An 11,863-nucleotide genomic window follows, 5' to 3' on the forward strand; every position below is an offset into this window, starting at 1 on the left:
AAACAAATGGCGAGCGTGTTAACGCACGGCAATAAAAGCAGAAAACAGGCCGACGCGGCAAGCGCGACGGCCTGTCCCGGTTAATCCGAGCTGCCGCAGTTAGTAGCAGTTCTGGTAATATCCCTGGCCGCACGCCTCGGACGGAGCGGTGCCGCCATAGCGCTGATACTGGTAGTTCGGGCCCGGGCCGTAATAGGGGCCGTAGGCCGGGCCGCTGTAATAGGCGGGACCGCCGTAATAGCCGTAGCCCGGACCGTAGTCATAGGCGTAGGAATCGCGGGTCGCGGCGATGGCAAGACCAGTGCCGATGGCCGCGAAAGCCGCAGCTGCGGCCGCGCCGCCTCCACCGCCGTGCCAGTGGCGACCGCCCGCATAGGAAGCGGTAGGGGCAACCGCGGTCAACGCCAACACCGCGGCAGTGGCAAGAACGGCCTTGCGGCCGGCAAACTTCGAAAGGCTGTCAAACATCTCCTGGACCCTCCTTGGGACCTCGAATGGCGCCTGCAGACAGGCTCATGTCTTTCAAGCACGCAGCCCCATGTTGGGTTCCCCAACCCCAACACAAGCTGAACAGGGTTGCGTGATCGTGACGCAACCGCCGCTCATGCTCCGTTCATGTTGGCAGGGAGAGACTGATCGCCCGCCGGCGCTGCGAGCGTCACCAAACCACAACAATGCGGGACCGGCGCAACTGATGTCGAAATTCAAGACGACGGCCCTTCGTTGCCTGCTGGCTCTCTCGATTACGCTCGTTGCACGCGGTGTCAGCGCGGCCGAGACCGTTGCGCCGTCCTCCGTTGCGATTCACTTCACCTTCGACCGCCCGCTCGACGCCAGCATGGCGCCGTTCCTTGCGGCGAAGGACGGAAGGTTCAGCGCCGAGCATCTCAACGTGTCCTTCAGCAGCGCGAGCGGATCGCCGGAGGCGCTCGCACGCGTCGCCAAGGGCGACAGCGAGCTTGCACTCGTCGACATCAACGAGCTGATCCGGTTTCGCGACAAGGAGGATGCGGCGCCGGTCAAGGCGGTGTTCGTGCTGTTCAACCGCGCGCCCTACGCAATCGTCGCGCGCAGGAGCCGCGGCATCAATGTCTTGCCGGATCTCGATGGCAAGACCGTGGGCGTTGCCGACGGCGATCTGTCGATGCGGCTATGGCCGGCGCTGGCGCAGCAGAACGGCATCAAGACATCGCACGTCAAATTCCACAAGATGAGCGCAGCCGTCCGCGAGCCGATCCTGTCCGCGGGACAGGTCGATGCCGTCGCGGGCTTCAGCTATCTCTCCCCGGTGAACCTGCGTGATCGCGGCGTGCCCGGAGCGGACCTCGTCGTGCTGCGTTATGCCGACTATGGCTGCGAGGCCTATGGCTTCGCGGTGGTGGCCAATGCCGCCTTCGCCGCAGCAAAGCCGGATGCCGTGAAGGGTTTCGTCCGCGCCTTGGTTGCCGGCGTCGCTGCCACCATCAAGGAACCGGCGCGGGCGGCGGACGAGGCCGCGAGCCGCATCGACGGCGGCGACCGCGACCTCGAGCTGGAACGCCTGCGCACCGTCCTCGCCGACAACATCCTGACCGACGAGGTCAAGCGCAACGGCCTCGGCGGTATCGAGCCACTGCGCCTGGAGCGCTCGATCGACCAGGTCGCGCAGGACTTCAAATTCCGCAAGCGGCCCACGGCGGGCGACATCTTCGACGACCGCTTCCTGCCGCCGGTCGCGGCGCGGCTGATCAATTGAGCAAAACCCGTAGCTTCCACTGTATCTCGCAGGCAATCCCTGCTTAGAATACGGGCCCCGCTATTTGCTGAGTTACCCGTCCGCATGTCCATTTTCAGCCTCTACACCCGCGTTCTCGAGTTGCTTGGCAAGGAGGCGCGGCTGGGCTGGCTTCTGGCGTTTGCCAATCTCCTGCTCGCCGCCTCGCAATTCGCAGAGCCCGTCCTGTTCGGCCGCATCGTCGACGTGCTCTCCGGCAAGTCGGTCGCCGGTTCGACCTCGGCATGGCCGTTCCTGCTTGCCTGGGTCGCGTTCGGGCTGTTCACAATCGTATGCAGCGCGCTCGTTGCCCTGCAGGCGGACCGGCTCTCGCACCGCCAGCGCCAGGCGGTGCTGACCGACTATTTCGAGCACATCCTGCAACTGCCGCTGACCTTCCACTCCGGCACCCATTCCGGCCGGTTGATGAAGGTGATGCTCAACGGCACCGACGCCCTGTGGCGGCTGTGGCTCGGCTTCTTCCGCGAGCACTTTGCCGCGATCCTCTCGGTCGTGGTGCTGCTGCCGCTGTCGCTCTACCTGAACTGGCGGCTGGCGATCCTCCTGTTCGTGCTCTGCATCGTCTTCACCGCGCTGACCACCTTCGTGGTGCGCAAGACCTTCGGCATGCAGATGGAGGTCGAGGAGCACTACAGCGAGCTGTCCGCGCGCGCTTCGGATGCGCTCGGCAACGTGGCACTGGTGCAGAGCTTCGTCCGCGTCGAATCCGAGGTGAAGGGACTGCGCTCCGTCGCCGACGAGCTGCTGGCGGCGCAGATGCCGGTGCTGTCCTGGTGGGCACTCGTCACCGTGATCACGCGCGCCTCCACCACCATCACGGTGCTGGCGATCTTCTCGCTCGGCATCGCCCTGCACGACCAGGGGCTAACTTCCGTCGGCGAGATCGTGATGTTCGTGAGCTTCGCGACGATGCTGATCCAGAAGCTCGAGCAGGTCGTGGGCTTCATCAACAACGTGTTCATGGAGGCGCCGCGGCTGCGCGAGTTCTTCAATGTGCTCGACGCCGTGCCCGCGGTGCACGACCGGCCCGACGCGATCGATGCCGGCAGGCTGTCCGGCCTCGTCGAGTTCAACGACGTCACCTTCTCCTATGACGGCAAGCGGCCGGCGATCGAGGACCTCACCTTCACCGCGCTGCCCGGCCAGACCATCGCGCTGGTCGGCCCGACCGGTGCCGGCAAATCGACCGCGATCGCGCTGCTGCATCGCGCCTTCGATCCGCAATCCGGCTTCATCAAGATCGACGGCATGGACGTGCGCGGCGTGACGCTGACCTCGCTGCGGCGGAACATCGGCGTCGTGTTCCAGGAAGCGCTGCTGTTCAACCGTTCGATCGCGGAGAATTTGCGCGTCGGCAAGCCGGATGCGACCGAGGCAGAGATGCGCAAGGCGGCGGAGCGCGCGCAGGCGCTCGAATTCATCGAGCGCAGCGGCGGATTCGAGACCAATGCCGGCGAGCGCGGCCGCATGCTGTCCGGCGGCGAGCGGCAGCGCCTGTCGATCGCCCGCGCGCTGCTGAAGGACCCGCCGATCCTGATCCTGGACGAGGCCACCAGCGCGCTCGACGCCGTCACCGAGGCCAAGGTGAATGCCGCTCTCGACGAAGTGATGAAGGGCCGCACCACCTTCGTGATCGCCCATCGCCTCTCCACCATCCGCAATGCCACGCGGATCCTGGTGTTCGAGAACGGCCGCGTGATCGAAGGCGGAACCTTCGATGAACTCGTGGCCAAAGGCGGCCATTTTGCCGAGCTCGCGAGGGCTCAGTTCATGGTGCAGGACAGCGCACGGGCCAGCGTGACGGCCTCCGAGGCTGCCGCGACGGCTGCCAAATCCCCCTAGCAAGTCCCCATAGCACCGTCGAAATTCGGCCTATTTCATCGCGGAATACCGCACCGAGCCCCTATTCTCGACGCACCAGCCGGTATAGGTTTGCGGCGCCGCAAGCGGCGGCGCTTAAATTTCAGAACCGACAATCAGATCACGAGAGCCGCCCGTGTCAGGCGGGTCTCCAAGGACCGGAATCGGATAGTGCACGCCCTACGCCCGCTGCTTCGCAAATCCTTGTTCAACCTGTTCGCTGCGACGCTCGCCTGTGCCGCGCTGCTTGCGCCGCGCGCGGCGAGCGCCGAGGCGCTGCTGCTGATCGAGGCCGATAGCGGCAAGGTGTTGCAGGCCGATAATGCGACGGTTCCCTGGTATCCGGCCTCCGTCACCAAGATCATGACGGCCTATGTGACGCTGAAGGCGGTCAAGGACGGCAGGCTCACGCTCGACACGCTGCTCACGGTTTCGCCGACGGCCGCCTCGCAATCGCCCTCGAAGATGGGGTTCCGTCCGGGAACGCAGCTCACCGTCGACAACGCGCTGAAGATGATGATGGTCAAGTCGGCGAACGACATGGCCGTGGTGCTGGCCGAAGGCGTCGGCGGCTCGATCGACGGCTTCTCCGCGATGATGAACGACACCGCGCGGAAGCTCGGCATGACGCAGACCAGCTACGTCAATCCGAACGGCCTGCCCGCCGACGGCCAGATCACCTCGGCGCGCGATCTCGGCATCCTCGCGCGCTCGTTCCTGCGCGACCTGCCGGAATACGAATATTTCGTGCACATCCCGGCAATCCGCTTCGGCAAGCGCGTCACCGGTAATTTCAACAAGCTGATCGGCCGTTATCCCGGCGCCGACGGTTTCAAGACCGGCTTCATCTGCGCCTCCGGCTACAATCTCGTCGCATCGGCGACGCGCAACGGCCGCCGGCTGATCGCGGTGGTGCTGGGCTCCAATTCCGGCACGGCGCGCGCAGTGAAGGCGGCGCAGCTGCTGGAGCGCGGCTTCAGCCAGGACAATCTGACATGGCTGCGCCCCTCGCTCGGCACGGTCGAGAACCTCGTGCCGGTCGACGCCTCGCCGCCGAACCTGCGTGACGAGATGTGCGGGCCCCACCGCAAGCGGCCGGCGAGCGACGACGACGATGCGCTGATCGCGGCCAATGGCAGCCCATCAGGATCGGCCTCCGCGACCGGCGGCGAAGCCCAGATGACGTTCTTCACCGCCGGCCTGCAGCCACCGCTGATGAAGGCCTCCGAGCTGATGGCCTCGGCGCCGGCGGCGGCCGAGCCCGTACTGGTCTATACCGGCCCGACCCGCACCGGCACCGCCCTGATCGCGGCGGTCGCGGCCGATGCCGACCAGCAGGCGGCTTCCAAGCCGCGTGGCAAGAAGTCGCGCGTGGCCAAGAAGCCGGATGCGGCCGACAAGCCGAAGGACGCGGGCAAGGATGCCAGCAAGGACACCAAGACGGCGGCCGTGAAGCCTGCTGCCAAGCCGGCCGAGGCCAAGAACGACGGCAAGAACGACAGCAAGACTGCGACGAAGCCGGCGGCGCCCAAGCATGCTGCCGCCAAGCACGAGACGGCGACAAAACCCGCCGAGAAGCCTGCAGCGAGCGGCGATCAGAAGCCTGCCAAACCCAAGGCCGCGACCAAGCCTGCCGCCAAGCCGGCCAACAACAGTTAACGGCGCCCCGCACGGCGGCGACCGGCGCTTCGCACCTGCGGCAGCGCCGTTTGCGATGATTCCAGTAGCCACTCCCCGACCTTTGCCCTAAGCCTCGACGGCTTGCCACCCGTCCCGGCAGGCTCGATACTGGCGGTAATGAGGCAAGCCCGAGACACAACGGGCTCTGGTAAATTGAGGGGAGTTTCCATGGAGCGCATCTGGCTCAAGCAATATCCGCCCGGCGTGCCTGCCGATATCGAGCCGACCCAATACGCATCGCTGGTCGACCTCTTGGAGGAGAGCTTCGCCAAGTTCGCCGACCGCAAGGCGTTCATCTGCATGGACAAGTCGATCAGCTACCGCGATCTCGACCAGATGTCGGTCGCGCTCGCCGCCTATTTGCAGGGCCGCGGTCTACAGCGCGGTGCCCGCGTCGCCATCATGATGCCGAACGTGCTGCAATATCCGGTCGCGACCGCGGCCGTGCTGCGCGCCGGCTTCGCGGTGGTCAACGTCAATCCGCTCTACACGCCGCGTGAGCTCGAGCACCAGCTGAAGGATTCCGGCGCCGAAGCCATCATCGTGCTGGAGAACTTCGCCCACACCGTCGAGCAGGTGATCGCCAAGACCCCGGTGAAGCACGTCATCGTCGCCAGCATGGGCGACCTGCTCGGCTTCAAGGGCGTGATCGTCAATCTCGTCGTTCGCCGCGTCAAGAAGATGGTACCGGCGTGGTCGCTGCCCGGCTCGGTCGCCTTCAACGACGCGCTGTCCGCCGGCCGCGGCATGGCCTTCAACAAGCCAAAACTGTCGCCGGGCGACGTCGCCTTCCTGCAATATACTGGCGGCACCACCGGCGTCTCCAAGGGCGCCACCCTGCTTCACCGCAACATCGTCGCCAACGTCCTGCAGAACGACGCCTGGCTGCAGCCGGCGCTCGCGGCACCGCCGCATGTCGACCAGCTCATGATCGTCTGCGCGCTGCCGCTCTATCACATCTTCGCGCTGACGGCCTGCTACCTGCTCGCGGTGCGCGCCGGCGGCTGCAATCTCCTGATCCCCAACCCGCGCGACATACCGGGCTTCGTCAAGGAGCTGGCGAAATACCAGGTCAACAGCTTCCCGGCCGTCAACACGCTCTACAACGGCCTGATGCACCACCCCGATTTCAAGAAGCTCGACTTCTCCAAGCTGAAGATCTCGAACGGCGGCGGCATGGCGGTGCAGCGGCCCGTCGCCGATCAATGGAAGGCGATCACCGGCTGCTTCATCGCTGAGGGTTACGGCCTGTCGGAGACGTCGCCGACGTTGACCTGCAATCCGGCAACCGCAACCGAGTTCACGGGGACGATCGGCATCCCCGTGCCGTCGACCTACATCTCGATCCGCGACGATGACGGCAACGAAGTGCCGCTCGGCCAGGCCGGCGAGATCTGCGCCAAGGGCCCGCAAGTGATGTCGGGCTACTGGAACAGGCCCGAGGACACCGCCAAGGTGATGACCGCGGACGGCTACTTCCGCACCGGCGACATCGGCATCATGGACGAGAAGGGCTACACCAAGATCGTCGACCGCAAGAAGGACATGATCCTGGTCTCCGGCTTCAACGTCTATCCCAACGAGGTCGAGGAAGTGATCGCGAGCCATCCAGGCGTGCTCGAATGCGCCGTGATCGGCATCCCCGATTCCAAGTCGGGCGAAGCGGTGAAGGCGTTCGTGGTGAAGAAGGATCAAAACCTCACCGCCGAGGCGGTGATCAAGTTCTGTCACGAGCAGCTCACCGGCTACAAGGTGCCCAAGCACATCGAATTCCGCACCGACCTGCCCAAGACCAATGTCGGCAAGATCCTGCGACGCGAGCTGCGTGACGAGAAGAAGGCTCAGGCGGCGTAAGCGCCGTCGCCGGTCCATGACCGCGGTCGGCGACATCGAGCCCTCAGGCGTTCTCGCCTTCTGGCGCGAGGCCGGCCGCGAGCGCTGGTACGAGCGCAGCGACGCTTTCGACGCCGAGGTCCGGCGCCGCTTTGCCGCGCTCTGGCAGCAGGCGATCGCCGGCGAACTGGCCTCATGGGAAGATAGCGACGATGGCGCGCTCACGCTCGTCATCGTGCTCGACCAATTCCCGCGCAACATGTTCCGCGGCATGCCCCAGGCCTTTGCCAGCGACAGCCTGGCGCGTGACGTCGCCCGCCGCGCCATCGCGAGGGGGGTCGATGCCAGGGTCGATCCAAGCCTGCTCGAATTCCTCTATCTGCCCTTCATGCATTCGGAGCACCTGCCCGACCAGCTGCATTGCATCGCGCTGTTTGCGAACACCGACAATACCGAGAACCAGAAATACGCGCGGGAGCACGCCGACATCATCCAGCGGTTCGGCCGCTTTCCCCACCGCAACCGTCTGCTCGGCCGCGACACCACCGAGGAGGAGCAGGCCTTCCTCGACGGCGGCGGCTTTGCCGGCTGATGACATCACGGTGAAGGGCCGCATCCCTCGCCGCTTTCGCCGCCGGCAATATTGTGCAGGCCCGGCGCACGGTCTAAAAAGCGGGACCGATATTCAGGGAGACTGACGATGGCGATCCAGATTGGCGACAAGCTGCCCGAGGCGAAATTCCGCGTGATGACGGCGGAAGGTCCGCAGGTGAAGACCACCGACGATATCTTCAAGGGCAAGAAGGTGGCGCTGTTCGCCGTGCCCGGCGCCTACACCGGCACCTGCCACAAGATGCATCTGCCCAGCATCTTCCTCAACGCCTATGCCATGAAGGACAAGGGCGTCGACACCATCGCCATCGTCTCGGTCAACGACGCCTTCGTCATGAACGCCTGGAAGCGCGACACCGACCAGCGCGACGAGGCGATCTTCCTCGCCGACGGCAATGCCGACTTCGCCAAGGCGATCGGCATGGAGCTCGATGCCTCCGGCAACGGCCTCGGCATCCGCTCCAAGCGCTATTCGATGCTGGTCGAGGACGGCGTGGTCAAGAAGCTGAACCTCGAGGCGATGCCCGGCAAGGTCGAGGTCTCCGGCGGCGATACGCTGCTGGGGCAGCTGTAATTCTCACCGTCATTCCGGGGCGCCTCGAAGAGGCGACCCCGGAATCTCGAGATTCCGGGTTCGGTGCTTCGCACCGCCCCGGAATGACATTCCAACTACTCCATGACCCGCGCTTGCGTTCTCGCCTTCACGATCCCGTCGCGCGCAAGCTGATCCGCCCGCTCGTTCTCGGGGTGGCCGGCGTGACCCTTGACCCAGTGCCAGCGGACCTCGTGCTGCTTCAGCGCGGCATCGAGGCGCTGCCATAGCTCGACATTCTTCACCGGCTTCTTGTCGGCGGTGCGCCAGCCGTTGCGCTTCCAGCCGTGGATCCAGCCGGTGATGCCTTGCCGGACATACTGGCTGTCGGTGTAGAGATCGACCGTGCACGGCTTCTTCAGCGCTTCCAGCGCGGAAATCGCCGCCATCAATTCCATCTGGTTGTTGGTGGTGTGGCGCTCGCCGCCGTTCAGCTCTTTTTCCTTGTCGCCGAACTTCAGGATCGCGCCCCAGCCGCCCGGCCCGGGATTCCCCGAGCAGGCGCCGTCGGTGTAGATCGTCACATTGGGCTTTTCGCTCACGCGACCAGTCCTGACGGCATCAGCCCGTAATCGCGCACGCTCGTCACGCTCTGGTGGAAGCGCAGCTTGCGAAAATATTCCAGCGGGTCCTTCGGCTTGACGAGGGCGCCGGGCGGCACGTTGAGCCAGTCGACCAGACGCGTCAGCAGGAAGCGGATCGCAGCGCCGCGGGCGAGCAGCGGCAGCGCGGCCTGTTCGGCTTCGGAGAGCTTGCGCACGCGGCCATAGGCGTTGAGGAAGGCGCGGGCCTTGGTGACGTTGAAGGAATGATCGGGCTCGAAGCACCAGGCGTTGAGGCAGATCGCGACGTCATAGGCCAGCATGTCGTTGCAGGCGAAGGTGAAGTCGATGATCCCGGAGAGCCTGTCGCCGAGAAAGAAGACGTTGTCGTTGAAGAGGTCGGCGTGGATCACGCCTTCCGGCAGATCGGTCGGCCAGACGCCACCCGAGAGATAATCGAGCTCGGTGGCGAGGAAGGCGCGCAGGCCCGGCTGCACCTCGTCGGCCCGCGCCGAGGCCGCATCGAACAGCGGCCGCCAGCCTGCGACCGACAGCGCATTGGCGCGCCGAACCGCAAAGTTCGCGCCGGCCAGGTGCATCCTGGCAAGACCCTCGCCGACGCCGGCGCAATGCGCGACGTTCGGCTTGCGCGGCCACATGCCTTCGAGAAAGGTGATGATCGCCGCAGGCCGCCCCGACAGCTCGCGCAGCGCCTCGCCATCCCTCGCCTTGACCGGCAACGGGCAGCTCACCCCGTGCTCGGCCAGATGCGTCATCAGCGCGAGGAAGAACGGCAGATCGTTCTTCGCCACGCGCTTCTCGTAGAGCGTGAGGATGAACGAGCCCTTGCTCGTGTGCAGCAGGAAGTTGGTGTTCTCGACGCCCTCGGCGATGCCCTTGTAGGAGAGCAATTCGCCGAGATCATATTGCTTCAGGAAATCCGCAAGCTCGTCGGCGGCGACGTCGGTGTAGACCGCCATAAAGGTCTACTCGGCGGCGGCTTCGGGACGCACCTGACGCGGCAGCGGGAAGAACTCGTTCTCTTCCGCGGCGGAGACCGTCTCCACATGCAGCGTGTAGCGCTCGGCGAACGCGTCCATGATCTCCTCGACGATCACCTCAGGCGCAGAGGCGCCCGCGGTGATGCCGAGGCTGGTGATGTTGCCGAACTTGGTCCAGTCGATGTCGGTGGCGCGCTGCGCCAGCACCGCGATCTTGCAGCCCTCGCGCTCGGCAACCTCGCGCAAGCGCTGCGAGTTCGACGAGTTCGGCGCACCGACAACGATCAAGGCGTCCACCACCGGCGCCACCTTCTTCACCGCGAGCTGGCGGTTGGTGGTGGCGTAGCAGATGTCTTCCTTGTGCGGGCCGTTGATGTTGGGGAACCGCTCCTTGAGCAGCGCCACGATCTCCGCGGTGTCGTCGATCGACAGCGTGGTCTGGGTCACGAAGGCGAGGTTGTTGGGGTCCTTCGGAGAGATGGTCTTGGCATCCTCGGCGGTCTCGATCAGGGTCACGGCGCCGGTCGGAAGCTGGCCGAGCGTGCCGACCACCTCGGGGTGATGGGAATGGCCGATCAGGAAGATCTCGCGGCCGCGCTTGAAATGGATCGCCGCCTCGCGGTGCACCTTGGTCACCAGCGGGCAGGTCGCGTCCAGCGAGAACAGATTGCGGGACTGGGCATCGGCCGGAACCGATTTCGGCACGCCGTGGGCCGAGAACACCACCGGGGCGCTGGTGTTTTCGGGAATTTCGGCCAGCTCCTCGACGAAGATGGCGCCCTTCTTCTTCAACCCGTCGACGACGTACTTGTTATGCACAATCTCGTGGCGAACATAGACGGGGGCGCCGTACTTATCGAGCGCCCGTTCCACGGTGTCGATCGCCCGGACCACCCCGGCACAGAAGCCGCGGGGAGAACAAAGCACGATCTTGAGGTCTGGTTTGGCTGACATTGAGCGATCTCGGGACCGAATCACCCGTTTCGCCTTCTGGCGGGGGCGGTCGATGGGATGGAATTGGGCTTAAAACGGTCGGCTTGAACTATACCGCGATTTCCTAGGGAATTGGGCCCCCTTTCGGGCGCTGTCAAGGCACTATCTATAGCAGAACCATTGCGTGGCCACCCCCTCCGGGCTTATATAGCGCGAATTCCCTGTCATCGCTGATGACCACCGGTTTCGCCTCCAGAGGGGTGGGCGAAGCACAAAGGAGATTTGCCATGAGCAACGCACCTCTGATGCCCAAGGCGACCGCCGTTTGGCTGCTCGACAACACCGCGCTGACCTTCGACCAGGTCGCCGATTTCACCAAGATGCATCCCCTCGAGGTGCGCGCGATTGCCGACGGCGATGCGGCCCAGGGCATCAAGGGCATGGATCCCCTCTCCAATGGCCAGCTGACCCGCGAAGAGATCGAGAAGGGCGAGAAGAACCCGGATTACCGACTCCGCCTTCAGGAGAGCAAGGTCGTGCTGCCGCCCCAGCCCAAGCGCAAGGGCCCGCGCTACACCCCGGTTTCGCGCCGCCACGAGCGCCCGAGCGCCATCCTGTGGCTGCTGCGCAGCCACCCGGAGCTCAAGGACGCCCAGGTCATGCGCCTGGTCGGCACCACCAAGAGCACGATCGCCAGCGTGCGCGACCGCACGCACTGGAACACGTCCCAGCTGACCCCGATCGACCCCGTTACCCTCGGCCTCTGCTCGCAGATCGAGCTCGATTTCGAAGTGGCGCGCGCGGCCAAGGAAAAGCCGGTCGATGCAGCCTATGGCGGCGCCACGCTGCTGCCGGCCTCCGAGACCACGAAGAAGGACGAGTACGAGCCGGCCGAGCGCTCGAGCGACGACCTCAACGTCGATGCCGTGTTCGCCAAGCTGAAGACGCTCGGCGGCAAGAAACAGGAAGACGAGGAGGAATAGTCCTCGCTCTTCGTTTCACTCCAAACGCAAAAAGCGCGGCAGGAACACCTGCC

The 11,863-nt window shown here is 65.1% G+C and carries 11 protein-coding genes; 7 read left to right on the top strand and 4 right to left on the bottom strand.

From position 1 onward, the window contains the following. Nucleotides 1-99: 99 nt before the first annotated feature. Nucleotides 100-468 (bottom strand): hypothetical protein, encoded by a 369-nt coding sequence (locus UNPF46_RS09005; RefSeq protein WP_100175094.1) that lies wholly within the window; start codon nt 466-468, stop codon nt 100-102. Nucleotides 469-694: 226 nt separating this feature from the next. Here UNPF46_RS09005 and UNPF46_RS09010 point away from each other — a divergent pair, with 226 nt between their 5' ends. From UNPF46_RS09010 to UNPF46_RS09035, 6 genes are all read left to right on the top strand, one after another. Next, nucleotides 695-1,735, top strand: a complete 1,041-nt coding sequence (locus tag UNPF46_RS09010; RefSeq protein WP_181769860.1) for an ABC transporter substrate-binding protein — start codon at nt 695-697, stop codon at nt 1,733-1,735. A gap of 84 nt (nt 1,736-1,819) precedes the next feature. Then, the gene (locus UNPF46_RS09015; protein ID WP_142249772.1) at nt 1,820-3,616 is read left to right on the top strand and encodes a glucan ABC transporter ATP-binding protein/ permease; all 1,797 of its coding nucleotides are present in this window, start codon (nt 1,820-1,822) and stop codon (nt 3,614-3,616) included. A 189-nt stretch (nt 3,617-3,805) separates the two neighbouring features. Then, on the top strand, nt 3,806-5,293 hold the full coding sequence (locus UNPF46_RS09020; protein WP_142249773.1) for a D-alanyl-D-alanine carboxypeptidase family protein: 1,488 nt from the start codon (nt 3,806-3,808) through the stop codon (nt 5,291-5,293). 189 nt (nt 5,294-5,482) lie between these two features. Beyond that, nucleotides 5,483-7,168: a long-chain fatty acid--CoA ligase gene (locus UNPF46_RS09025; protein ID WP_097662140.1), complete on the top strand. Its 1,686-nt coding sequence runs from the start codon at nt 5,483-5,485 to the stop codon at nt 7,166-7,168. A gap of 16 nt (nt 7,169-7,184) precedes the next feature. After that, the gene (locus UNPF46_RS09030; RefSeq protein ID WP_142249774.1) at nt 7,185-7,739 is read left to right on the top strand and encodes a DUF924 family protein; all 555 of its coding nucleotides are present in this window, start codon (nt 7,185-7,187) and stop codon (nt 7,737-7,739) included. 108 nt (nt 7,740-7,847) lie between these two features. Continuing rightward, a complete protein-coding gene (locus UNPF46_RS09035; protein WP_100175089.1) occupies nt 7,848-8,333 on the top strand; it encodes a peroxiredoxin in 486 nt (161 codons plus the stop codon). Between the two features lie 95 nt (nt 8,334-8,428). On the opposite strand, the gene rnhA is transcribed toward UNPF46_RS09035, so the two are convergent. From rnhA to ispH, 3 genes are read right to left on the bottom strand one after another with little or no spacing between them, the layout of a single operon-like run. Continuing rightward, entirely contained in the window at nt 8,429-8,893 is a 465-nt protein-coding gene (gene rnhA / locus UNPF46_RS09040; protein WP_142249775.1) for a ribonuclease HI, read from the bottom strand. After that, nucleotides 8,890-9,873, bottom strand: a complete 984-nt coding sequence (locus UNPF46_RS09045; protein WP_142249776.1) for a homoserine kinase — start codon at nt 9,871-9,873, stop codon at nt 8,890-8,892. Before UNPF46_RS09045 ends, rnhA begins: the two co-directional genes overlap by 4 nt. A gap of 6 nt (nt 9,874-9,879) precedes the next feature. Next, nucleotides 9,880-10,848 (bottom strand): 4-hydroxy-3-methylbut-2-enyl diphosphate reductase, encoded by a 969-nt coding sequence (gene ispH, locus UNPF46_RS09050; protein ID WP_100175086.1) that lies wholly within the window; start codon nt 10,846-10,848, stop codon nt 9,880-9,882. Nucleotides 10,849-11,114: 266 nt separating this feature from the next. On the opposite strand from ispH, the gene UNPF46_RS09055 reads away from it, so the two are divergent. Next, nucleotides 11,115-11,810: a DUF1013 domain-containing protein gene (locus tag UNPF46_RS09055; protein ID WP_174718730.1), complete on the top strand. Its 696-nt coding sequence runs from the start codon at nt 11,115-11,117 to the stop codon at nt 11,808-11,810. Nucleotides 11,811-11,863 lie beyond the last annotated feature (53 nt).

Source organism: Bradyrhizobium sp. UNPF46, from assembly GCF_006658625.1.
Taxonomy (GTDB): domain Bacteria; phylum Pseudomonadota; class Alphaproteobacteria; order Rhizobiales; family Xanthobacteraceae; genus Bradyrhizobium; species Bradyrhizobium nitroreducens.